Annotated in this window: 18 protein-coding genes and 1 pseudogene; 16 read left to right on the top strand and 3 right to left on the bottom strand. The window is 71.7% G+C overall.

Annotated elements, in window-relative coordinates:
* The first annotated feature begins 50 nt into the window (after positions 1-50).
* From A6P39_RS13570 to A6P39_RS13540, 7 genes are all read left to right on the top strand, one after another.
* Entirely contained in the window at positions 51-428 is a 378-nt protein-coding gene (locus A6P39_RS13570) for a WXG100 family type VII secretion target (RefSeq protein WP_067041484.1), read from the top strand.
* The gene (locus A6P39_RS13565; RefSeq protein WP_234378776.1) at positions 425-4735 is read left to right on the top strand and encodes an RHS repeat-associated core domain-containing protein; all 4311 of its coding nucleotides are present in this window, start codon (positions 425-427) and stop codon (positions 4733-4735) included. Before A6P39_RS13570 ends, A6P39_RS13565 begins: the two co-directional genes overlap by 4 nt.
* A gap of 106 nt (positions 4736-4841) precedes the next feature.
* Entirely contained in the window at positions 4842-5204 is a 363-nt protein-coding gene (locus A6P39_RS13560; RefSeq protein ID WP_067041487.1) for a hypothetical protein, read from the top strand.
* A gap of 180 nt (positions 5205-5384) precedes the next feature.
* The gene (locus A6P39_RS13555; RefSeq protein ID WP_234378777.1) at positions 5385-5756 is read left to right on the top strand and encodes a barstar family protein; all 372 of its coding nucleotides are present in this window, start codon (positions 5385-5387) and stop codon (positions 5754-5756) included.
* 66 nt (positions 5757-5822) lie between these two features.
* A complete protein-coding gene (locus A6P39_RS13550) occupies positions 5823-6671 on the top strand; it encodes a GNAT family N-acetyltransferase (RefSeq protein WP_067041492.1) in 849 nt (282 codons plus the stop codon).
* A gap of 20 nt (positions 6672-6691) precedes the next feature.
* Positions 6692-7222 (top strand): GNAT family N-acetyltransferase, encoded by a 531-nt coding sequence (locus tag A6P39_RS13545; RefSeq protein ID WP_067041495.1) that lies wholly within the window; start codon positions 6692-6694, stop codon positions 7220-7222.
* 100 nt (positions 7223-7322) lie between these two features.
* Positions 7323-9029 (top strand): proline--tRNA ligase, encoded by a 1707-nt coding sequence (locus A6P39_RS13540; RefSeq protein WP_067041498.1) that lies wholly within the window; start codon positions 7323-7325, stop codon positions 9027-9029.
* A 63-nt stretch (positions 9030-9092) separates the two neighbouring features.
* On the opposite strand, the gene A6P39_RS13535 is transcribed toward A6P39_RS13540, so the two are convergent.
* Genes A6P39_RS13535 through A6P39_RS13525 form a run of 3 tightly spaced genes read right to left on the bottom strand, consistent with a single transcriptional unit; the run spans position 9093 to position 11153 of the window.
* The gene (locus A6P39_RS13535) at positions 9093-9992 is read right to left on the bottom strand and encodes an aminoglycoside phosphotransferase family protein (protein WP_067041501.1); all 900 of its coding nucleotides are present in this window, start codon (positions 9990-9992) and stop codon (positions 9093-9095) included.
* A 58-nt stretch (positions 9993-10050) separates the two neighbouring features.
* Positions 10051-10557, bottom strand: a complete 507-nt coding sequence (locus tag A6P39_RS13530; RefSeq protein WP_067041504.1) for a ferritin-like domain-containing protein — start codon at positions 10555-10557, stop codon at positions 10051-10053.
* A complete protein-coding gene (locus tag A6P39_RS13525; RefSeq protein ID WP_067041507.1) occupies positions 10554-11153 on the bottom strand; it encodes a hypothetical protein in 600 nt (199 codons plus the stop codon). Before A6P39_RS13525 ends, A6P39_RS13530 begins: the two co-directional genes overlap by 4 nt.
* A 236-nt stretch (positions 11154-11389) precedes the next feature.
* Between A6P39_RS13525 and rimP the strand changes: the two genes are divergently transcribed.
* The 9 genes and pseudogenes from rimP (at position 11390) to A6P39_RS13480 (ending at position 23658) form a co-directional block, all read left to right on the top strand.
* A complete protein-coding gene (gene rimP, locus A6P39_RS13520; protein ID WP_067041510.1) occupies positions 11390-11899 on the top strand; it encodes a ribosome maturation factor RimP in 510 nt (169 codons plus the stop codon).
* Positions 11900-11901: 2 nt separating this feature from the next.
* Complete coding sequence (nusA, locus tag A6P39_RS13515; protein WP_067041513.1) at positions 11902-12888, top strand: transcription termination factor NusA; 987 nt, start codon at positions 11902-11904, stop codon at positions 12886-12888.
* 181 nt (positions 12889-13069) lie between these two features.
* The gene (locus tag A6P39_RS13510; RefSeq protein ID WP_079133201.1) at positions 13070-13366 is read left to right on the top strand and encodes a YlxR family protein; all 297 of its coding nucleotides are present in this window, start codon (positions 13070-13072) and stop codon (positions 13364-13366) included.
* A gap of 147 nt (positions 13367-13513) precedes the next feature.
* Positions 13514-16570: pseudogene (infB, locus tag A6P39_RS13505) on the top strand (translation initiation factor IF-2).
* A 190-nt stretch (positions 16571-16760) separates the two neighbouring features.
* Positions 16761-17054, top strand: coding sequence for a DUF503 domain-containing protein (locus A6P39_RS13500; protein ID WP_067041519.1), 294 nt, complete (start codon positions 16761-16763; stop codon positions 17052-17054).
* Positions 17055-17107: 53 nt separating this feature from the next.
* Positions 17108-17560: a 30S ribosome-binding factor RbfA gene (gene rbfA / locus A6P39_RS13495; RefSeq protein ID WP_067041522.1), complete on the top strand. Its 453-nt coding sequence runs from the start codon at positions 17108-17110 to the stop codon at positions 17558-17560.
* Complete coding sequence (truB, locus tag A6P39_RS13490) at positions 17557-18462, top strand: tRNA pseudouridine(55) synthase TruB (RefSeq protein WP_067041524.1); 906 nt, start codon at positions 17557-17559, stop codon at positions 18460-18462. Before rbfA ends, truB begins: the two co-directional genes overlap by 4 nt.
* Before the next feature lie 270 nt (positions 18463-18732).
* On the top strand, positions 18733-22569 hold the full coding sequence (locus A6P39_RS13485; protein WP_079133202.1) for a trypsin-like peptidase domain-containing protein: 3837 nt from the start codon (positions 18733-18735) through the stop codon (positions 22567-22569).
* A gap of 141 nt (positions 22570-22710) precedes the next feature.
* Complete coding sequence (locus A6P39_RS13480) at positions 22711-23658, top strand: bifunctional riboflavin kinase/FAD synthetase (RefSeq protein ID WP_067041527.1); 948 nt, start codon at positions 22711-22713, stop codon at positions 23656-23658.
* Positions 23659-23696: the final 38 nt, after the last annotated feature.

Here is a 23696-nt window from a genome sequence, read left to right as displayed (position 1 = left end):
ACTAGGGTCTTCGGACCGATGAGTCGGCTGACGGGGAGGGACGCGGCACCATGGGTGACCAGGGCGGCAGCGGCGGCGACGGTAAGATTCTCGACATCAAGATCGAGGATCTGAAGAAGACGGCTCCGCATTTCCACACGCACAGCCAGGATCTGACCAAGGCGCTGACCAAGCTCAAGACCGCGCTCGCGGCAGCCGGTTCGCCGTGGGGTGACGACAAGCAGGGCAACGAGTTCCACAAGGCGTACGGCCCGCTGGTGACGAAGATCGAGCACGCCGCGGAGATCCTCTCCCAGGGCCTGGCCAGCATCGAAGAAGCGATGACCGACATGGCGGACGGCCACATCGACAACGAACAACTCGTGCGCTCGATGTTCAGCCGGATCCACGCGAAGCCGGGCGGTCAGGGCGGGGGCCAGCCGAAGTGAGCGCGGCGGACAAGGCGAAGCAGATCGTCCAGGACATGACCGGCATGTGGTGGCCGGCGGCGGACGAGGGCGGGCTGCGTGACGCGGCCAAGGCCTGGCGGGACTTCGCCGACGACATCGAGAAGGTCATGACCGCGGCGAACAGGACGGCCCGCGGCATCATCGAGGACAACAAGGGCGAGGCGATCTCCGCCTTCGACGACCCGTACTGGCGCCGCTACTACAACAACGGCCACGGCTGGCTGAAGGACATGGCCGACGGCTCCCGGGACATGGCCAAGGCGCTGGACAAGTACGCCGACGCCGTCCATCACGCGGTCGTCAAGCTGGAGCACGAGCTGGAGATCGTCGGCGCGACGATCATCGCGGGCACGGCGCTGGCCATCTTCACGGCCGGCATCTCCGAGGGCGCGGCGGCCGCGGCCACCGCGGGCGTCGTGGAACTCGCCGGGACCCTGGGGGTCGAGGTCTCCACCGAGATCGCCACGATCGCGGGCACGACCCTGTCCACAGCCGCGATGGGCGGCATCGAGTCGGTGGCGGTCGACCTGGCGGTCACCCAGCCGGTCTCGATGGCCACCGGTGAGAGCAAGGGCTTCAACCTGGACGAGGTCAGCGACTCGGCGACGTCCGGGATGGTGTTCGGCGGCATGTTCGGCGGCGGCGGTGCGGTCGCCCGGGCGGCGGGCGAAGCGGGCGGCTTCAGCGCCCTGTTCGACGGGGTCTCGATCCCCGGCATACGCACGCTGCCGACCGAACTGGACGGCCTGGGCTCGGACTTGCGCACGGGGGAGAACGCCGCGGCAGGGGACGCCCGGCAGGCGGCCGGTGACGACCCGCAGGGCACGGCGGAGAACCCGAGGAACAAGGTCTGCGTCGACAACACTGACCCGGTCGACCTGGTGACCGGCAAGATGTACCTGCCGCAGACCGACATCGTCCTACCCGGCACGCTGCCTCTGGTCTTCACCCGCCGTGTGGAGTCCGGCTACAAGCTGGGTCACTGGTTCGGCCCGTCCTGGTCCTCCACGCTGGACCAGCACCTGGCTGTCGACGCCGAAGGCGTCATCTTCGTGACGGAGGACGGCCTCCTCCTCACCTACCCCCACCCGGCCTCGGACACCCCGACGCTCCCCGCCCACGGCAGCAACCGCTGGCCCCTGCGGCGCGTCGACGGCGGTTACACGATCACGGACCCGCGCTCGGGCCGGGTCTGGCACTTCGCCGACCAGTCCGCCGACCGAGCCGTCCTGGAACAGATGGACGACCGCAACGGCAACTGGCTGACCTTCGAGTACGACGCGCAGGGCACCCCACTCGCCATCGTGTCGTCGGCCGGCTACCGCCTGAAGATCACCACGTCCGGTGACCGGGTCACCGCCCTGCACCTCGCCGGCGCGGGACCGGACGGCACCGACGCGGAACTGAAGCGCTATGCCTACTCCCCGGAAGGCCACCTGACCGAGGTCATCAACTCCTCCGGCCTCCCCCTCCGCTTCGGCTACGACGACCGCGCCCGCGTGACGTCCTGGACGGACACGAACAACCGCAGCTACACCTACGAGTACGACGACCGGGACCGCTGTATCGCCGAGAGCGGCTCACACGGCCACATGGCCCTGCGTCTGTCGTACGACGACACGGACCCGGCGACCGGCCACCGCGTCACGACCACGGTGACGGGCGAGGGCCACACCCGCCGCTACGTCATCAACGATTCCGGCCAAGTGGTCACGGAAGTAAACCCGTTGGGCGTGGCAACCCACTTCACCCGCGACCGCTACAACCGTCTGCTGTCCACGACGGACCCGCTGGGCCACACCACGTCGTTCCGCTACGACGACCAAGGCAACCTGACCGGCATTACCCGGCCCGACGGCCGCGAGACCCGCGCCGAGTACGACAAGTACGGCCTGCCGACACGGATCATCGGAACCGACGGCAACACCCGACGTCGCACTTACGACGCGCACGGTAACCGCACATCAGTGACGGACCCGATGACGGGGACGACCCGCTTCACCTACACGCAGAACGGCCACCTGACGTCGGTGACGGACGCCCTGGGGCACACGACGACCGTGGTCTGCGACCGCGCGGGCCTCCCCGTCGAAGTGACCGACCCACTCGGTGCGACCACCCGCTACACCAGGGACGCCTTCGGCCGCCCGGTCGCCATCACCGATCCCATCGGGTCGACCACTCACCTGGAATGGACGGTGGAAGGTCAACTGGCGCGTCGTACAGGTCCTGACGGGACGACGGAATCGTGGACGTACGACGGCGAGGGCAACTGCACCAGCCACACGGACCCCCTGGGCGGAATCTCCCGCTTCGAATACACCCACTTCGACCTTCTGTCCGCCCGCACGGGCCCGGACGGCGTCCGCTACGAGTTCGCCCACGACACGGAACTGCGCCTGACGAAGGTCACGAACCCACAGGGCCTCACGTGGGAGTACGCCTACGATCCGGTCGGCCGCCTGGTGGCGGAGACGGACTTCGACGACCGCACGTTGACGTACGAGTACGACGCGGCGGGCCGCCTGGTCTCCCGCCGGAACGCCCTCGATGAGGCCATCTCCTTCGACCGTGATGCGCTGGGACGGATCATCACCAAGAACGCCGCCGGCGCCGTCACCACGTACGCCTACGACTTCACCGACCAGCTCGCCCAGGCCTCCGGCCCGGACGGCAGCACTCTCGAACTGCTCCGCGACCGCTACGGCCGCCTCAGGTCGGAGACGGTGAACGGCCGCACGATGACGTACGAACACGACATCCTGGGGCGCCGAACCGGCCGTACCACTCCCACCGGCGCCCACAGCACCTGGACGTACGACGCTGCGGGCAACCGCACCCAGTTGACCGCCAACGGCCGTACGATCGACTTCGCCTACGACGGAACAGGCCGCGAACTGTCTCGCCACATCGGCGAAACGATCGCCCTGAAGCACACCTTCGACCCGCTGGGCCGCCTGACCAGCCAGTCTGTGACAGGCCTGGACGGCCGCGCGTTGCAAAGCAGGGCGTACACCTACCGCGCAGACGGCAACCTGACCGAAATGGACGACCACCTCTCCGGCTCCCGTCGCTTCGACCTGGACGCAACCGGCCGGGTGACAGCGGTCCACGCGGCAGGCTGGACGGAACGGTACGCATACGACGACGCAGGCAACCAAACCGATGCGACATGGCCGACGAACCATCCTGGCCAGCATGCAATCGGCCCCCGAAGCTACACGGGCACCCGTATCACCCGAGCCGGCAACGTGCGCTACGAACATGACGCTCTGGGCCGGACCACCCTCCGTCAGAAAACCCGCCTGTCCCGGAGGCCGGACACCTGGCGCTACACGTGGGACAGTGAGGACCGCCTGGCGTCGGTGATCACTCCGGACGGCACCCGCTGGCGCTACACCTATGACGCCCTGGGCCGCCGTACAGCAAAACTCCGCCTCGCGGAGGACGGTGAAACAGTGCTGGAAAGGGTGGAATTCACCTGGGACGGTACAACTCTCTGCGAGCAGACGACCACATCTCCCGACCTGCCCGGCCTGGTCACCCTCACCTGGGACCACCAGGGCCTATCCCCGTTGTCCCAGACGGAACGCATCACAGCGGCTGAGGCCCCGCAGAAGGAAATCGACTCTCGTTTCTTCGCCATCGTCACCGACCTGGCCGGAACCCCGAACGAACTCGTGGACGAGCAGGGCGACATCGCCTGGCGCACCCGCAGCACGCTGTGGGGCACAACGGCGTGGGCAGCCGACAGCACGGCCTACACACCCCTGCGCTTCCCGGGCCAGTACTACGACCCGGAAACCGGCCTCCACTACAACTACTTCCGCACCTATGACCCAGAAACGGCCCGTTACCTCACCCCCGATCCGTTGGGGCTCACTCCCGCCCCGAACCCCGTCGCGTACGTACACAACCCTCATACATGGGCCGACCCACTCGGTCTGACGCCTTGCGAGGAGATTCTCCCCGAGGGCTATACACCGTCGCCGGCGCTGGAGAAGGATCCATACCATCCGGATATGGTGGGGAAGCGGAGCGAGGGCAACAAGGAACTCTACGCCGCGACTCCGGCAGACAGGGCTGCCGAACTCGGGTACAACAGGAGGATTTCACCACAGAAGGCGCCCTTTGATTCCCATGGGCAAGACGTATTCTTCAACGGAAAGAACTACATCACGCCGGACGTCGACGGGCACAATGTCTCCGACGGGTGGAAGATGTTCAACAAGAAGGGGCAAAGGGTTGGCACCTACGACCCGGATCTCAACTACCTCAAGAAATGACGGCTTCTCCATTCGGGTTGTCTCCGCCCCGTCGTCCGCCGAAGCCGCAGCAGGCATCGGAGCGGTAGGCCGCATCACGGTGCGGGACTTCGAAGAGAATTTTCCGATGGATCTGAGCTACTGGGACGTAGCCCAGTATCAGGCCAGCTGGGTTCGGGCGCTGAAGGTACTCGAAGGCGCTGATGATGCGGTATCGTGTCTCATTTCGTCCATCACGGACCCGGCGAACAGCAACTTCATTTTCTGCTGGCCGCTGTATCGGTCGGGAAGCGTCGTCCACGTTCAGAACTCGATTATCTTCCTCGAAGAGATCGCGAATGAATTCACCGCGGAAGAGCCTTGGCGTTTCGTGGAACCACGATCGACGGTCGACGAAGACGGGCACGAGATCTCCGAGTGGCAGACGACCATCGATGAGATCAGGGAGTTCCTTCGCGTGTGTTCGCGCACAACCGATCCTCAAGACTAAGCACCCCTCTCCGTCTCCTGGACCGGCATTACGACCCGGAAGGGGCACGAGTATCCCGAACCGGAAGACGAGTCGGCATGTCGGTGCAGCGAGCACGCTCGTTCCGAGCCTGGCCGCAGGGGGGGCTGAGCTGCTGTGGATAGCGGAATCCGTGTCGCCTCACCCGACTTGCTGGTCCCTTTGAAGGAGGCCCTTCCTCCCACCGGTCTGCTGTACTCGGCCCGGATGCGGGGGCAGGAGATGCGCGACGCCGACGGGGTGTTCACCCAGTTCTACGAGGCGCTCCGCCTCCCCGACTACTTCGGCTGGAACTGGAACGCTCTGCGGGACTGCCTGCGCGATCTCCACTGGATCACTGCCACGCGCTTCCTCGTCGTCATCGACGACGCCGTCGCGGTCCTGTCGGAAGCGCCTGACGAGCGCGAGATCCTCTGGCGAGCCCTGGATGACGCGGTGACCTTCTGGGCGGGGAAACCCGTATTGCCAGGGCAGGAGAGGATCACCTTCGAGGTCGTGCTGCTGTGCCCGCCCGCAGCCGGATCTCGGCACTAAGCGCTTCACCAGCCCTCGGGGTACAGTGCGGAGGATCAGCAGAACCCCAGCCCCGAGGCCCCGCACGTGTTGACCCAGACCAGCTCACGGGTGCTCGAACCGAGCGACCTTGACGCCGCGCTCGCCGTCCTCGACCGCGAGCCGGTCACGAACGCCTTCGTGACCTCGCGCGTCCAGGTCGCCGGGCTCGACCCGTGGCGCCTGGGCGGCGAGATGTGGGGCTGGTACGAGGACGGCATGCTCACGTCCCTGTGCTACGCGGGGGCGAACCTGGTCCCCATCTGTGCGACTCCGAGGGCCGTACGCGCGTTCGCCGACCGGGCCCGCAGGGCCGGCCGCCGCTGCTCCTCCATCGTCGGGCCGGCCGAGGCCACCGCCGGGCTGTGGCGGCTGCTGGAGCCGCACTGGGGCCCCGCCCGTGAGGTCCGTGCGCACCAGCCGCTCATGGTCACCGACCGGATGCCCGCCGAGATCGCCCCGGACCCCTACGTCCGCCGCGTCCGCAAGGACGAGATGGAGACGATCATGCCGGCGTGCGTGGCGATGTTCACCGAGGAGGTCGGCGTATCGCCGATGGCGGGGGACGGCGGGCTGCTGTACCAGGCCCGGGTGGCCGAACTCGTCGGCGCCGGCCGCTCCTTCGCTCGCGTCGACGAGCACGGCAAGGTCGTCTTCAAGGCCGAGATCGGCGCCGCGACCCACCAGGCCTGCCAGATCCAGGGAGTCTGGGTGGCCCCCGAGTACCGGGGCAGAGGCCTTGCGGCACCGGGCATGGCGGCGGTTCTGCGCTATGCGCTCGCCGACGTGGCCCCGGTCGTCAGCCTCTACGTGAACGACTTCAACACGGCGGCGCGGCGGACGTACCACCGGGTGGGCTTCCAGGAGACGGGCGCCTTCATGAGTGTGCTGTTCTGAACCCCCTGTACCCTCCCCGCATGGACCTCGTCATTGGCCCCCTGGACCTCGCAGCCCACGTCGACGAGGCCCTCGCCGTCCAAGCGGTGGCGTTCGGGCTCGGCCCGGACGAGGTCGCCGTACGCCGGCAGATCGTCCAGCGCCACATGCAGTACCAGGGTGCGCGGGCCCTCGGCGCGACCGTCGGCGGACACCTCGCCGGGTTCGTCTACGGCATGCCCAACTCCCGCACCCACTGGTGGTCCACGGTCGTCGAGCCCTACCTCCGCGCGAACGGCAACGACTTCTGGCTGGACGACTCCTTCGTCATCACCGAGCTGCACGTCCACCCCGGGTACCAGAACCGGGGGATCGGCCGAGGGCTGATCACCACGATCACCGACAGTGCCGCCGAGCCCCGCTCGATCCTCTCCGCGATCGACACCGACAGCCCCGCCCGCGGCCTCTACCACTCCCTCGGCTACGTCGACCTCGCCCGCCAGGTCCACTTCCCGAGCGCACCGCGGCCGTACGCCGTGATGGGCGCCCCCCTGCCGCTGCGCCGCAAATAGAGCGGCGAGCAAAGACGGCGCCATATCCGATTTCCACGTGCACAGCCAGCCCGGCTAACCTCCTATGCCATCACCCTTACCCGGCAGGAGTACGAGAACCATGGCCAACGCACCGGTCCAGCGCATGTCCCAGTTGATGGCGAAGACGCTGCGCGACGACCCGGCGGACGCCGAGGTCCTCAGCCACAAGCTCCTCGTCCGCGCCGGCTACGTCCGCCGCACCGCCGCCGGCATCTGGAGCTGGCTGCCCCTGGGCAAGAAGGTCCTCGCCAACGTGGAGCGGATCGTCCGTGAGGAGATGGACGCCATCGGCGCCCAGGAGGTCTCCCTGCCCGCCCTGCTGCCCCGGGAGCCGTACGAGGCGACGGGCCGCTGGGACGAGTACGGCCAGGAGCTGTTCCGGCTCAAGGACCGCAAGGGCGGCGACTACCTCCTCGGCCCCACCCACGAGGAGATCTTCACCCTCCTGGTCAAGGACCAGTGCACGTCCTACAAGGACCTGCCGGTGATCCTCTACCAGATCCAGACCAAGTTCCGGGACGAGGCCCGCCCCCGCGCCGGCATCCTGCGCGGCCGCGAGTTCCTCATGAAGGACTCGTACTCCTTCGACACCGAGGACGAGGGCCTCGCGAAGTCCTACGCCCTGCACCGCGAGGCCTACCAGCGCGTCTTCGAGCGCCTCGGCCTCGACTACCGCATCTGCGCCGCCACCGCCGGCGCCATGGGCGGCTCCAAGTCCGAGGAGTTCCTCGCCCCGGCCGAGGCCGGCGAGGACACCTTCGCGGACTGCCCGAACTGCGACTTCGCCGCCAACACCGAGGCGATCACCTACGCGCTCACGCCGGTCGACGGCTCGGCCGTGCCCGCGCTCGAGGAGATCCCGACCCCGGACACCCCGACCATCGAGACCCTGGCCGCCTCCCTCGGCGTCCCGGCCTCCGCCACGCTGAAGAACCTGCTGGTCAAGGTGGACGGCGAGATCGTCGCCGTCGGCGTGCCCGGCGACCGCGAGGTCGACCTGGACAAGGTGGAGGCGCACTTCGCCCCGGCGAGCGTCGAGATGGTCACCGAGGCCGACTTCGCCGGCCGCCCCGACCTGGTCCGCGGCTACGTCGGCCCGCAGGGCCTGGGCGAGAAGGTCAAGTACATCGCCGACCCGCGCGTGGCCCCCGGCACCGCGTGGATCACCGGTGCCAACAAGGAGCACACCCACGCCAAGAACGTCGTCGCCGGCCGTGACTTCGAGGTCGACGCGTACGTGGACGTCGTCGTCGTCCAGGACGGCGACCCCTGCCCGAAGTGCGGCACCGGCCTGAAGCTGGACCGCGCCATCGAGATCGGCCACATCTTCCAGCTGGGGCGCAAGTACGCCGACGCCCTCAAGCTCGACGTCCTCGGCCAGAACGGCAAGCCCGTCCGCGTCACCATGGGCTCCTACGGCATCGGCGTCTCCCGCGCCGTCGCCGCGCTCGCCGAGCAGAACGCCGACGACAAGGGCCTGGTGTGGGCCAAGGAGGTCGCCCCGGCCGACGTGCACGTGGTCGCCGCCGGCAAGGCCCTGCAGACCGAGCTGGCCCTCGACGTCGCCGGGAAGCTGGCCGCCGCGGGTGTCCGCGTCCTGGTGGACGACCGGGCCGGTGTCTCCCCGGGCGTGAAGTTCACCGACGCCGAACTGATCGGCGTCCCGCAGATCCTGGTCGCCGGCCGCCGCTCCGGCGAGGGGGTCCTGGAGCTGAAGGACCGCAAGACCGGCGAGCGCGAGGAGCTGTCCGTCGAGGACGCGATCACCCGCCTCACCGCCCAGTAGGAGCCCTCGGCAGCAGGAAGCCCCCTGAGACCCGCCGGTCCCAGGGGGCTTCACCGTCGCCTCCTACAGCCAGCCGGCGAACTCCAGCAGCAGCTCCGCGTCCTTCGGCCGCCCCACCCGCAGGGCCCGCACTCCGGACTCCACCGCCCGGAACAGCGTCCAGCCGCGCAGGCGTTCCTGGTCCACCTCCAGGGACTCCGCGAGCCGCTTGATCCGCCGCCGTACGATCGCCGCGCCGGACGGTGCGGCGATCAGGTCCTCCACCCGGTCCCGCACCAGCCGCGCCAGATCGAAGGCGCACTCGCCGACCACCGGGTCCGGTCCCACCGCCAGCCACGGCATCCGCTCCCCGGCCAGCACCTTGCTCTGCCGGAACGTGCCGTGCAGCAACCGGTGTTCGGGCGGCGCGGCCGACAGTTCCCCGCGGGCCGCGAGCGCCGCGTCGACCAGCGGCGCCACCTCCGGTTCGGCGTCCGCGCCCGCCCGCATGGCCGTCGCCTGCCGCCCGGTGCGCTCGGCGACCGTCTCGAAGACGGGGCCGGCCGGCGGCTCGACCCACAGCCGGCGCAGCGTCCCCGCCGCCTCCAGCAGTGCCTTCGGCTCCGGCAGCGACCGCACCGACACATCCGGGTGCAGCCGCTCCAGCAGCAGCACCCCCTCCTCGCCGCCGGCCTCCAGCAGCTGTACGGCGCCCCGTCCGCCCCAGTGCGCCAGCGCCGCCCGCTCGGCGGCCGGGCGGGCCCGGGGCGGGGCCAGCTTCAGCACGGCCGGGGTGCCGTCCGCCCGCCGCACCAGCACCACCAGACTGCTGCGCCCGCCCGGCACCTGCACCCGCTCCACGGTCAACCCGTGCTCGGCTACGGCCCGTTCGGCGGTCCGGGGCAGCTCCGCCAGCCAGCCGTCGCCGTCCGGTGCTGTCTCATGGAGCGCCCGTACCAGCCGCGGCGGCGGTTCGAAAGCCATGCGCGAGCGTTCCTTCCAGTCCGGGTCGTGTCGTAGGGCGCGTGCCCAGGTCAGCGGGTCACGGTGTCGCCGAGACGGAGGCCGGCGGCGTCGTGCTCGTCGTCGTACCGGCCGCGCCCGTCCCCTCGGCGGCCCGCTCGGCGAGCCCAGGGAAGGCTACGCTCTGCCCGCTCCAGCGCACCGCGCGGACCGCGGCGTCCCTGAGCGCCCCGGCGGCCGTGCCGCGCCGCGCGCCCGTCGCCGCGCGCACCAGGTCCGCGTACACCCCGGCCAGACGCTCCTCCAACTGCGCGGCGAGGCGCAGCGCCGCCGCCGAGTCCGGGACCGGGAACGGCAGCGCGTACGCGGCGTCCGCGGCCACCGGCTCGCCGCCCAGGTCACGCACCTCACGGGCGAGCGCGTCCCGGCCGGCCCGATGGGCGTTCCAGGCCGCCCGCGCCTCGGCACGGCGCGCCTCGGCGATCCGGCCGCCGACGACGCCGTAGCCGTACACCGTCGCGTGTTCCGCCGCCAGCGCCGCCTGCAGTGCGGCCAGCTCGGCGTTCTTGGACCGGTCGTCGCTCACTTGGCCCCCTTGGCCGTCAGCAGGTACGCGTGCGCCGCCCCGGCCGCCGCCACCGACGCCAGCAGGCGGGCGAGTTCGCCCGGTACGGCCGGCAGGGCCCTGGTGCGCCGGTCGGCGAGGGCGCGCTCGGCGGCGGCCAGCGCGGCCAGGGCGTCCCTCTCGGTGGCCGCGGCGCTCGCAGTGGCGGACGGGGAGGCCGGGGGCGTTGTGGACGCCGGGGATGCCGAGGACGCGGAGGATGGCGGGGGTGTCGGGGACGTCGAGGACGCGGGGGACGGCGGGGACGCCGAGGACTGCGCGGCCGTGGGCGCCGTACCGTCCGTGAAGGCCCTCACGTGCTCCGCCACCTGCGCGCGCAGCGGGTGCAGCCGGCCCGCGAGGCCCGGATGCGAGGCGATGACGGCGTCGTAGCGCGCCAGCAGCGCCTGGCTGTCCCGGGCCGCACGCGCGCGTGCCCGCGAGGTCACCGACGAGGTGCCGGCGTCGGCGGAGTCGGGCCCGGACGTGCAGCCCGCGAGCAGGGCGGCACCGGCGGCCGAGGCGAGCAGGGATCTTCTGCGCGGCCCCGAGGGGGTGCGCGGCGGGGGGTACGGCACTGCAGACGTCCTCGGGGAACTCGTACGACAAGAAGCGCGGCGGCGGGGGCACGCCCGTGATCACGGTACCCGCGCACCCGTCCCACGCCACTCACCGGCACCGATCAGCCCCTTCACGCGCGGGGCTCGTCCCGGCTTGTCCACAGGTGGACGGCAACACTCCTCGCGACCGGATACCCTTTGACCAGACACGCGACCCATCCCACAACAGCACACGCGGCCGAGGAGTCACCCGGATGAGCACCACCCAGAGCGAGAGGCTGCGAGAGCTGCTGGAACCGCTCGTCACCTCCCATGGGCTGGATCTCGAAGAGATCGCCGTGGACTCCGTCGGACGCAAGCGGGTGCTGCGCGTGGTCGTCGACTCCGACACCGGAGCGGATCTGGATGCCATCGCCGATGTGAGCCGTGCGCTCTCGGCGAAGCTCGACGAGACCAACGCGATGGGCGACGCGGCGTACGACCTGGAGGTCGGCACCCCCGGGGCGGAGCGCCTCCTCACCGAGCACCGGCACTTCGTGCGCGCCACCGGCCGGCTCGTGAAGTTCCAGCTGGCCGAGGACGGCGAACTGGTCGCGAGGATCCTGACCGTGGACGACGAGGGTCTGGACGTGGAGGTTCCCGGCGTCAAGGGACGTAAGGCGACCACCCGTCGGCTCACCTTCCCGCAGATCGACAAGGCGCGCGTGCAGGTCGAGTTCAACCGCAAGGACATGAAGGACATGAAGGAAGAGGAGGAGGCGTAGCCGTGGACATCGACATGAGCGCCCTGCGGGGCTTGGTTCGGGAGAAGGAGATCTCCTTCGACCTGCTGGTCGAGGCGATCGAGTCGGCCCTCCTCATCGCCTACCACCGCACCGAGGGAAGCCGCCGACACGCGCGCGTGGAGCTCAACCGGGAGACCGGGCATGTGACCGTGTGGGCGAAGGAGGACCCCGAGGACCTCGAGGAGGGCCAGGAGGCCCGCGAGTTCGACGACACCCCGTCCGGCTTCGGCCGCATCGCCGCCACCACCGCCAAGCAGGTGATCCTGCAGCGGCTGCGCGACGCCGAGGACGACGCGACCCTCGGTGAGTACGCGGGCCGCGAGGGTGACATCGTCACCGGCGTGGTCCAGCAAGGCCGCGACCCGAAGAACGTGCTCGTGGACATCGGCAAGCTCGAGGCCATCCTGCCGGTGCAGGAGCAGGTGCCCGGCGAGACCTACCCGCACGGCATGCGCCTGCGTTCGTACGTCGTCCGGGTGGCCAAGGGCGTCCGCGGACCGTCGGTCACCCTCTCCCGTACGCACCCCAACCTGGTGAAGAAGCTCTTCGCCCTGGAGGTGCCGGAGATCGCCGACGGTTCCGTGGAGATCGCCGCGATCGCCCGCGAGGCCGGCCACCGCACCAAGATCGCCGTACGGTCCACCCGTTCGGGCCTGAACGCCAAGGGCGCCTGCATCGGCCCGATGGGCGGCCGGGTGCGCAATGTGATGGGCGAGCTGAACGGCGAGAAGATCGACATCGTCGACTGGTCGGACGACCCGGCGGAGATGGTCGCGAACGCGCTGTCACCCGCTCGGGTGAGCAAGGTGGAGGTCGTGGACCTCGCCTCCCGCTCGGCCCGGGTGACCGTCCCGGATTACCAGCTGTCGCTGGCGATCGGCAAGGAGGGGCAGAACGCCCGCCTCGCCGCCCGCCTCACCGGCTGGCGCATCGACATCCGCCCCGACACGGAGCAGCAGGCCGAGTAACGCCGGGTGACGCCGGACGACCCGGGTCACGCCGGACGACCCGGGTGGCACCGGGCGACCGGGGTCACGCCGGGAATAGATCCAAGCCGCGGGTCGCTTCGTTTACGACAGATATCTGCGCGCCAACTGTTCGATCTTTGCCCCAAAGGGGTGAGGTCGGTACGGGGAGGTACACTTAACCGTGTCTGGCCGGACGCAAGCCCGAGTATGCCCTGAACGCACCTGTGTGGGGTGCCGGGAGCGGGCGGCCAAGAACGATCTCCTGCGGATCGTGAGGATCGAGGACGCGTGCGCCCCCGATCCTCGCGGTACGCTGCCCGGCCGGGGTGCCTACGTACACCCCGCCCTGGTCTGTCTCGACCAGGCGGTACGCCGCCGGGCGTTCCCGAGGGCACTGCGCGCCCCGGGAGCGCTCGACACAAAGGCGTTGCGCCAGTACGTCGAGCGGACAACAGTTGTCGAGCAGGCAACACCGTAAGGAAGTGGCACGCGGACCGTCCGCGTGACCAGGTACCCCGCGAGTTGGAAGTAGGTCGAGATTGCGATGAGCACTCGATGAGCACGCGATGAGTACGCCCATGAAGTAGCGACGGTCCGGCTTCAACCCGGACCTCAAAGGAGCGAAGTGGCTAAGGTCCGGGTCTACGAACTCGCCAAGGAGTTCGGTGTGGAGAGCAAGGTCGTCATGGCCAAGCTCCAGGAACTCGGTGAATTCGTCCGTTCGGCGTCTTCGACCATCGAAGCGCCGGTTGTACGCAAGCTGACCGATGCCTTCCAGGGCGGTGGCAACGGCAAGTCCGCCGGCAAGCCCGCCCCGCGCAAGGCTTCCCCCAAGCCCGCCGCGCCCTCTCCGGCGCAGGCGGCACGTCCGGCTGCCCCGAAGCCGGCGGCCCCCAAGCCTCCGACGGCGCCCGCTGCCCCGCAGCCCGCGGCCTCGTCGGCCCCCGCGGCGCCCGCGTCGGCCCCCGGCCCGCGTCCGGTGCCGGGCCCGAAGCCCGCGCCGCGTCCGGCTCCGGCCGCCCCGGAGTTCACCGCTCCGTAACCGCTCCGGCCGCGCAGGCCCCGCAGGCTCCGGCCGCGCAGGGTCCGCGTCCCGGCGCGCGTCCCGGTGGCCCGAAGCCCGGCGGCGCCCGTCCGGGTGCTCCCGGCCAGGGCCAGGCGCCCCGTCCGGGCCAGGGCGGTGCGCGCCCCGGTCAGGCCCCGCGTCCGGGTGGCCGTCCCTCCGGCCCGCGTCCGGGCAACAACCCCTTCACCTCCGGTGGCTCCACCGGCATGGCCCGCCCGCAGGCCCCGCGCCCGCAGGGCGGCCCGCGCCAGGCGGCCCCGGTGCCCCGGCGGCGGTCCCCGTCCGCAGGCGGTAGGCGGCCAGGGCGGCCCGCGCCCCAGGCTCCCGGCGGTTCGCGTCCGTCTCCGTCCGGTATGCCCCGCCCGCAGGGCGGCCCGCGTCCCGGCCCGGCCGGTCCGCGTCCGAACCCCGGCATGATGCCGCAGCGTCCCGCTGCCGGCCCGCGTCCCGGCCCCGGTGGCGGCGGTCGTGGCCCGGCCGGTGCCGGTAGGCCCGGTGGCGCCGGTCGTCCCGGTGGCGGCGGCTTCGCCACCGTCCCGGTGGTGGCGGCGGCGCCCGTCCGGGTGGCGGCGGCTTCGCCGCCGTCCCGGTGGCGGCGGCCCCGGCGGCGGCGGTGGCGGCTTCGGCGGTGGCGGCGGTGGCCGTCCCGGCTTCGGCGGCCGTCCCGGCGGTCCCGGTGGCCGTGGTGGCACGCAGGGCGCCTTCGGCCGTCCCGGTGGTCCCGCGCGCCGTGGCCGCAAGTCGAAGCGGCAGAGGCGCCAGGAGTACGAGGCCATGCAGGCCCCGAGCGTCGGCGGCGTGATGCTGCCGCGCGGCAACGGCGAGACCATCCGTCTCTCCCGCGGCGCGTCGCTCACCGACTTCGCGGAGAAGATCAACGCCAACCCGGCGTCGCTCGTCGCGGTCATGATGAACCTCGGCGAGATGGTCACGGCCACGCAGTCCGTCTCCGACGAGACCCTGCAGCTCCTCGCCGGCGAGATGAACTACGCGGTTCAGATCGTCAGCCCCGAGGAGGAGGACCGCGAGCTGCTCGAGTCCTTCGACATCGAGTTCGGCGAGGACGAGGGCGACGAGGAGGACCTGGTGGTCCGCCCGCCGGTCGTCACCGTCATGGGCCACGTCGACCACGGTAAGACCCGACTGCTCGACGCCATCCGCAAGACGAACGTCATCGCGGGCGAGGCCGGCGGCATCACCCAGCACATCGGTGCCTACCAGGTCTCGACCGAGGTCAACGACGAAGAGCGCAGGATCACCTTCATCGACACCCCGGGTCACGAGGCGTTCACCGCCATGCGTGCCCGTGGTGCGAAGTCGACCGACATCGCGATCCTGGTCGTCGCGGCCAACGACGGCGTCATGCCGCAGACGGTCGAGGCGCTCAACCACGCCAAGGCGGCCGACGTCCCGATCGTCGTCGCGGTCAACAAGATCGACGTCGAGGGCGCCGACCCGACCAAGGTGCGCGGTCAGCTGACCGAGTACGGCCTGGTGGCCGAGGAGTACGGCGGCGACACCATGTTCGTCGACATCTCCGCCAAGCAGGGTCTGCACATCGACTCGCTGCTGGAGGCCGTGGTCCTCACCGCCGACGCCTCGCTCGACCTGCGGGCCAACCCGGCCCAGGACGCGCAGGGCATCTCGATCGAGTCCCGGCTCGACCGCGGCCGCGGTGCCGTGGCGACGGTCCTCGTCCAGCGAGGCACCCTGCGGGTCGGCGACACGATGGTCGTGGGCGACGCCTACGGCCGCGTGCGCGCCATGCTCGACGACAACGGCAACAACGTCGCCGAGGCCGGCCCGTCGACGCCGGTCCAGGTCCTGGGCCTGACCAACGTCCCGGGTGCGGGTGACAACTTCCTGGTGGTCGACGAGGACCGTACGGCCCGTCAGATCGCCGAGAAGCGCGCCGCCCGCGAGCGGAACGCGGCCTTCGCCAAGCGCACGCGCCGTGTCTCCCTCGAGGACCTGGACAAGGTGCTCAAGGCCGGCGAGGTCCAGCAGCTGAACCTGATCATCAAGGGTGACGCTTCTGGTTCCGTCGAGGCGCTCGAGTCCTCCCTGCTCCAGCTGGACGTCGGCGAAGAGGTCGACATCCGCGTCCTGCACCGCGGCGTCGGTGCGGTCACGGAGTCGGACATCGACCTGGCCATGGGCTCCGACGCCATCGTGATCGGCTTCAACGTCCGCGCGGCCGGCCGCGCGGCGCAGATGGCCGAGCGCGAGGGTGTGGACGTCCGGTACTACTCGGTCATCTACCAGGCGATCGAGGAGATCGAGGCGGCCCTCAAGGGCATGCTCAAGCCGGAGTACGAAGAGGTCGAGCTGGGTACGGCGGAGATCCGCGAGGTCTTCAAGTCGTCCAAGCTGGGCAACATCGCCGGTGTCCTCATCCGGTCCGGCGAGGTGCGCCGCAACACCAAGGCCCGCCTCATCCGCGACGGCAAGGTGGTCGCGGAGAACCTCAACATCGAGGGCCTGCGTCGCTTCAAGGACGACGTCACCGAGATCCGCGAAGGGTTCGAGGGCGGTATCAACCTCGGCAACTTCAACGACATCAAGGTCGACGACGTCATCGCGACGTACGAGATGCGGGAGAAGCCGCGGGCGTAACGGCCCACGGCATCCGAAGCTGGCCGGCGGGATCTCGGTCCCGCCGGCCAGCTCGCCGTTCCCGGGCGCTCAAGGGCGCCGGGGAAACCCTGTCGAGCCACCGGCAGGTACGCGGTACCGTTCTTGATGTCCCCGGCCGCTCGGCCAAGGGGCCATCGATCCCGTACCGGCGGGTGAACCGGCCAGACACATGTACGTGGGGACTCTGTCCTTCGACCTCCTCCTCGGCGACGTCCACTCGCTGAAGGAGAAGCGCTCCGTCGTCCGCCCGATCGTCGCCGAACTCCAGCGGAAGTACGCGGTGAGCGCGGCCGAGGTGGACCACATGAACCTCCACCGGCGAGCGGTCGTCGGCCTCGCCATGGTCTCTTCGGACGCGGGGCACCTGAGCGACGTACTCGACCGGTGCGAACGGCTGGTCGCCGGCCGCCCCGAGGTGGAGCTGCTGTCGGTCCGCCGCCGGTTCCACGGCGAAGACGACTGACACGACCAGACCACAGCAACACGAGAAGAAGAAAAAGAACGGGAGACGGACCAGTGGCCGACAACGCGCGGGCGAAAAGGCTGGCGGACCTCATCCGAGAGGTGGTGGCCCAGAAGCTGCAGCGCGGGATCAAGGACCCGCGGCTCGGCTCGCACGTCACCATCACGGACACCCGGGTCACGGGTGACCTGCGGGAGGCGACCGTCTTCTACACGGTCTACGGGGACGACGAGGAGCGTCAGGCCGCTGCCGCGGGCCTGGAGAGCGCCAAGGGCATCCTGCGCTCCGAGGTCGGGCGCGCGGCCGGCGTGAAGTTCACGCCGACCCTGACCTTCGTCGCGGACGCCCTGCCGGACACCGCCCGGACCATCGAGGACCTCCTCGACCGGGCCCGGCAGTCCGACGCCGCGGTGCGCGAGGCGTCCGCGGGTGCCTCGTACGCCGGTGAGGCGGACCCGTACAAGAAGCCGGATTCCGACGAGGAGACGGACGACAGCGCCGAATGACCAGCAAGCCCACCCCGCCCGACGGCCTCGTCATCGTCGACAAGCCGTCGGGCTTCACTTCGCACGACGTGGTCGCCAAGATGCGCGGGATCGCCAGGACCCGCCGCGTCGGCCACGCCGGCACCCTCGACCCGATGGCGACCGGTGTCCTGGTCCTCGGGGTCGAGCGCGCCACCAAGCTCCTCGGGCACCTCGCGCTGACCGAGAAGGAGTACCTGGGCACCATCCGCCTGGGGCAGAACACGCTCACCGACGACGCCGAGGGCGAGATCACCTCCTCGGCCGACGCCGCCAAGGTGACCCGGGACGCCATCGACGCCGGGATCGCCAAGCTGACCGGCGACATCATGCAGGTGCCGTCCAAGGTCAGCGCCATCAAGATCGACGGCGTACGGTCCTACAAGCGGGCCCGCGAGGGCGAGGACTTCGACATCCCCGCCCGCCCGGTGACGGTCTCCTCCTTCACGGTGTACGACGTCCGCGACGCGGTCGCCGAGGACGGCACCCAGGTCCTCGACCTGGTCGTCTCCGTCGTCTGCTCCTCCGGCACCTACATCCGCGCCCTCGCCCGGGACCTGGGCGCCGGCCTCGGCGTCGGCGGCCACCTCACCGCGCTGCGCCGCACGCGCGTGGGGCCGTACAAGCTGGACGCGGCCAAGACGCTGGACCAGCTGCAGCAGGAGCTGACCGTGATGCCGGTCGCCGAGGCCGCCGGGGCCGCGTTCCCGCGCTGGCAGGTGGACGGCAAGCGGGCCCGGCTGCTGCTCAACGGTGTCCGGCTGGAGATGCCCGACGCTTACGCGGGCGCCGGACCCGTCGCCGTGTTCGACGACGGGGGCCGGTTCCTGGCCCTCGTCGAGGAACAGAAGGGCAAGGCCAAGAGCCTGGCCGTCTTCGGCTGAGACATCCGCCAAGGACGTCGCCCGTGGAGCGGCGGCCGGCCACGGGGTGAGCCCCCGCCGCCGCTCCACGGTCCCCCCTCGGTTCCCCCATCCCTAGGGTTATCCAGCGGCACCCGCCTATTCACCCGTCCGGGCAGGCGCTCGGAGTGAACCGGGGGAGCGGACGGGGGCGCGTTCGCCACGCGATCTGTCCCGCCGATCATCGCGCGCCTACCGTCGAAGACAGGGCACGGGGGTATGGACACGGGGTACGGGCGGGGAGGTACGGCCATGGCGGGACGGGGCCCGCGCACCGGAAACGGTCGCCGCGCAACGACGGACGGTCTCCGCCGGGGCCAGGAAGACCACACGGCCGCAGCGCACGGGCAGCGCCCAGCGTACGGGGAGGGTGTGGCGCCGGGGCAGTGCGCCGCCCCCGGGCAAGGCCCGCGGTGCACCGATGAGGTCCCCCCGGCCGGCGACACCTCCCGCACAGCCGGCGCGGCCCACCCGTACCGCGCCGCTCGCCGGTCCGTGGACCCCGACCTGGTCGAGATCCGTGACCTGGCCGGCCGTCCCCGCGGCATCGGATTCCTCGCCGATCACCTCGGTACGCTGCTCACCAGCCACGAGACCGTCGACGGTCTGCCCCGGCTCGTGCTGCACGCGGCGGACGACCGCGAGGGCGAGCGCGTCTGCGTGGTCGACGCCACCGCCGTCGTCCCGCTGCCCGCCCGCGGCCTGGCCCTGGTCCGCACCGAGGGGCTGGGCCTGGCCCCGCTGCCGCTGACCGTGCGGGAGCGGATCGACGTCGGAACGTATGTACGGGTCCCCGCGGGCTGCTGGCGTGAGGCGCGGGTGCTGGGCGCCACCGGGGCGACGTACACCGCCACCGACCGCTTCCACCGCCTCGAGGACACGCTGGAGCTGGCCATCGGCACCGCCGGCCGGGACGCGCTGCGGCTCGGCGGCGGAGCGGCGGGCGGACCGGTGCGGGACGCCGAGACCGGCGCGGTCCTCGGCGTCCTCGGCACCGCCCTGCACTCCGCGCGGCGCGACGCGGCCTTCGCGGTCCCGCTGCGGCCCGCCGACGGCCCCCTCGGCGAACTGCTCGCCCGCAACGCGGCCACCGTGCCCGCCCACGGCGCCGACCTCAACCTGGCCGGCATCCTGGAGCTGACCGGCACCTCCGCCGGCCAGGACGGCCCGCACAGCAGGCACACCGGCGCCCCGGAACCGGTCGAACGCGCCTTCCCCGCACGGGAGTTGACGGCCTTCGAGAGCGGCGACCGGACCGTGCTCGCCCTCGTCGGCGCTCCGGGCAGCGGCCGTACGACGGAACTCGCGGCCCTCGCCGCACGCCGGGCCCGCGCCGAGCGGCCCGGACCCACCCTCTGGCTGCGCGGCGCCGACCTGCAGGACAGCGACGGCTCCGTGGCCGACGCCGCCCACCGCACCCTGGACCGGGCCGCCCGGATCGTCGCCGCCGCCCGCTGCGCCCACCCCGGCGACCTGGGCGATCTCACCCCTGAGCGGCTGGCCCGCGTCGCCGCCCGGGCCGGCCGCCCGCTGCTGCTGCTCCTCGACGGCCCCGAGGAGATGCCGCCCCTGCTCGCCCACCGGCTGCCCGAGTGGACCCGCGGCACGGCCGACTGGCTGCGCGAGACCGGCGCACGGCTGGTGGTGGCCTGCCGGGAGGAGTACTGGGAGCGTGCGGGGGCGGAGTTCCCCGCGGACCTGCTGTACGCGACCTCGGCTGGCTCGGTCGGTTCGGCTGGTACGGCTGGTTCGGTCGGTTCGGCCGGCTCAGCTGGTTCTGCTGGTTCGGCTGGTACGGCTGGTTCGGTCGGTTCGGCCGCACAGGCGGCTCCGGCCGTCCCGCCTGCCCCTGCCGCCCCGCCTGCTCCTGCCGCCCTCGCCACGCGCGCCGTCCCCGTCGCCCCCGGTACCCTCGCACCTCCCCTCGCGCCCTGTGTCCGGCTGGCCGCGCTGACCCCGGACGAGGCGCGGCTGGCCAGGGCCCGGTTCGGCGTCCCGGACGGTGCCCTCGCCGAGCGTGACGCCCGGCATCCGCTCACCCTCCGACTGCTGTCCGAGGTCCTGGCCGCCGCGCCGGACGCCCCGGTGCAGGGGCCCGTCGACCGGCACGAGGTGTTCGCCGCGCACCTCGACCTGATGTGTCTGCGCATCGCGGTCCGCCTCGCCGCCCAGAACGGCCTGCGCGGGACGGCCGTACGCCGGCTCGCCGCGCGGGTGGCCGGGCAGGTGCACGAAGCCGCCCGGCGCAGCCTCGGGCCCGGACAGGGCGAGCTGGACCGGGAGTCCTTCGAGACGGTGTTCCCCTGGGGCCCCGCCCCGGCCCGGCTCGGCGGCGGCACCGGCTGGGCGTCCGCCGTGCTCGCCGAGGGCCTCCTCGTCCCGGCCGGCGACGGCTACCGCTTCGCGCACGAGGAGTTGGCCGACTGGATCCAGGGCATGCACCTCGACCTGGACGAGGCCCTGCACGCCCTCGTCCACCGCCCCCGTGCCGCGCGGGAGTCCGCGCCCGCGCCGGTGCCGCACCACCGCATCGGCCCCGTCGTACAGGCCTTGCTGGTCCTCGCCCGGCAGCACGGGCACCGCCAACTCGCCACCAGGCTCAGGGACTTGACCAACGCCCTGGACCAGGACCCCGGCTCCTGGTGGGCCGCCCGGCTGCTCGCCCGGACCCTGCTCCAGGTCCCGGACGCGACGCCGTACGCCGAGGTGCTGCGGCTGCTCGCCGACCGGATCGTGGCCTGGCGCCGGGCGCGGCGGACCGGCCCGGCCGAGTTCGGGCCCGCCTTCTGGACCGAGCTGCCCCTCCCCGACGCCGAGCGGCTCGCCCTGCTGCGCGGGCTCGTGCTGGCAGACCAGGCGCCCCCGGCGCCCGGCGAGCGTTACCTCGACGCCGTCGCCCGGCTGCTCGCCGCCGCGCCCGCCGCCGTACAGCCGCAGCTGATCCGCTGGTTCGACGACGAACGGCCGCTGCCCGCGACCCCGCACGCCACCGTCGCGACCGCCGCACAGGCCCTGCTGCACACCCACCGGCACGGCGCACTGGACGGCCTCGCCGACCTCCTGGTGGCGAGCGCCCACCGGCGCGCCGACGAACTGCTCGCCACGCTCGCCGAGGACGAGCCGTCGGCCCTGTGCCGCGCCGTCGAGCGCTGGGCGCACGACGAACGCCCCGCCCGCCGGGCGGCCGCCATGACGTTCGGGCTGCGCGCGGCCCCGCACGTGTGCGCGCAGGCCGACCGTGAGCTGCTGCGCCGGGCCGCCCTCACCCTGCTCGCCCGCCCCGCCGACCACACCCTGCACGGCGGTGCCCTCGCCCTGCTGGTCCACGACCCGCTCACCCGGGACCGGCACCTGACCGCGGCCCTGCGGGCCTTCGCCGACGGCGACCCGCACCTTCCGCCCGGTGCCCTGGCCCCCGCCCTCGTCACCCACCCCGAACCGGTCCTGGCGGCCTTCCGCACCCGGCTGCACGGCCCCGACGCGGCGCAGACCCTGAGCGCCCTCACCGACGTCACCACCCCGTCCCTCGCCCGCCGCGTCGCCGCCCTGGCCGGGGAAGCCGTACGACTGCGCCCGGAGAGCGCGGCACACCTCGCCGGACAGCTCGCCGCCCACCTCGACCGACGGCTCGAGCAGGGGCCGACCGCCCGCCCCGTCCTGCTGCCCCTCGTCACCGGCCTGCTCCACGACGGCCCCGAACCGCTCCGCGCTGCCCTCGCCACCGTCCTCGCCGCCGAGGGCAGCGCCGTCTCCCGCCCGTTGCGCCGCGAACTGCTCGAGATCCTGCTCACCGGCGAACAGGACCCCTCCGTCCTGGACGCCGTCCTGCACGCGGCGGCCGAGCACGGCGACCGCGGGCCGGAGGAGGTCCGCGGGCTCGTGCACCGCACCGGCCTGCTCCTGGTCCGCACGCCCGAGGGCGCCACCCGCTTCGACCGCGGCCTGGTCGACCTGGGCCGGCACGTACCCGGCTTCGCCGTGCTGATGGCCCGCTGGCTGGCCGACACCCCGGACGACTGGGCCGCGGTGGTGGGCCCCAGCACCCGCCGCACGCTGGAGAACCTGGCGGGCGTCCGCGTACCCGCCTGAGCGCCACCGAAGGCGTGACCGTGAACGTGCGCCCGATCACAGCCCCGATACCGATGCGGGCGAGGGGCACCCGGCATGGCACCCTTAGACCTGCACAAGAGGTCAAGGTAGACACGGACACGGGTTCGAGGAGCGGTCACAGTGCAGCGCTGGCGTGGCTTGGAGGACATCCCCCAGGACTGGGGGCGCAGCGTCGTCACCATCGGTTCCTACGACGGCGTCCACCGCGGCCACCAGCTGATCATCAAGCATGCCGTGGACCGCGCCCACGAACTGGGCGTCCCGGCCGTCGTGGTGACCTTCGACCCGCACCCGAGCGAGGTCGTCCGCCCCGGCAGTCACCCGCCGCTGCTCGCCCCGCACCACCGCCGTGCCGAGCTGATGGCGCAACTGGGCGTGGACGCGCTGCTCATCCTCCCCTTCACCACCGAGTTCTCGAAGCTCTCGCCCGCCGACTTCGTGGTGAAGGTCCTGGTGGACAAGCTGCACGCCAAGGCGGTCGTCGAGGGCCCGAACTTCCGCTTCGGCCACAAGGCGGCCGGCAACGTCGAGTTCCTCGCCGAGCAGGGCAAGACCTACGACTTCGAGGTCGAGGTCGTCGACCTGTACGTCACCGGTGAGGCGGGCGGCGGCAAGCCGTTCTCCTCGACGCTGACCCGGTGCCTGGTCGCCGAGGGTGACGTCGAGGGTGCCCGCGAGATCCTGGGCCGTCCGCACCGCGTGGAGGGCGTGGTCGTGCGCGGCGCCCAGCGCGGCCGTGACCTGGGCTTCCCGACGGCCAACGTCGAGACGCTCCCGCACACCGCCATCCCCGCCGACGGCGTGTACGCCGGCTATCTGCACGTCCAGGGCGAGGCCATGCCGGCCGCGATCTCGGTCGGCACGAACCCGCAGTTCGACGGCACCGAGCGCACGGTGGAGGCGTACGCGATCGACCGCGTCGGCCTCGACCTGTACGGCCTGCACGTCGCCGTCGACTTCCTCGCGTACGTGCGCGGCCAGGCGAAGTTCGACACCCTGGACGCCCTGCTGGAGCAGATGGCCGCGGATGTGAAGCGGTGCCGGGAGATCGTGGCGGCGCAGGGGTAGGCCTTTCGGCGGTGCCACGAATTGCACGAATTGACAGG

This window comes from Streptomyces sp. FXJ1.172 (genome assembly GCF_001636945.3).
GTDB lineage: Bacteria > Actinomycetota > Actinomycetes > Streptomycetales > Streptomycetaceae > Streptomyces.
Note: the sequence above shows the minus strand (reverse complement) of the source record. Positions and strands in the feature narration are given on the sequence as shown.

Coding starts and splice junctions, on each gene's coding strand:
- A6P39_RS13570 (WP_067041484.1), top strand. CDS start 51: ATGGGTGACCAGGGCGGCAGCGGCGGCGACGGTAAGATTCTCGACATC.
- A6P39_RS13560 (WP_067041487.1), top strand. CDS start 4,842: ATGGATCTGAGCTACTGGGACGTAGCCCAGTATCAGGCCAGCTGGGTT.
- A6P39_RS13545 (WP_067041495.1), top strand. CDS start 6,692: ATGGACCTCGTCATTGGCCCCCTGGACCTCGCAGCCCACGTCGACGAG.
- A6P39_RS13540 (WP_067041498.1), top strand. CDS start 7,323: ATGGCCAACGCACCGGTCCAGCGCATGTCCCAGTTGATGGCGAAGACG.
- A6P39_RS13535 (WP_067041501.1), bottom strand. CDS start 9,992: ATGGCTTTCGAACCGCCGCCGCGGCTGGTACGGGCGCTCCATGAGACA.
- rimP (WP_067041510.1), top strand. CDS start 11,390: ATGAGCACCACCCAGAGCGAGAGGCTGCGAGAGCTGCTGGAACCGCTC.
- A6P39_RS13500 (WP_067041519.1), top strand. CDS start 16,761: ATGTACGTGGGGACTCTGTCCTTCGACCTCCTCCTCGGCGACGTCCAC.
- truB (WP_067041524.1), top strand. CDS start 17,557: ATGACCAGCAAGCCCACCCCGCCCGACGGCCTCGTCATCGTCGACAAG.
- A6P39_RS13485 (WP_079133202.1), top strand. CDS start 18,733: ATGGCGGGACGGGGCCCGCGCACCGGAAACGGTCGCCGCGCAACGACG.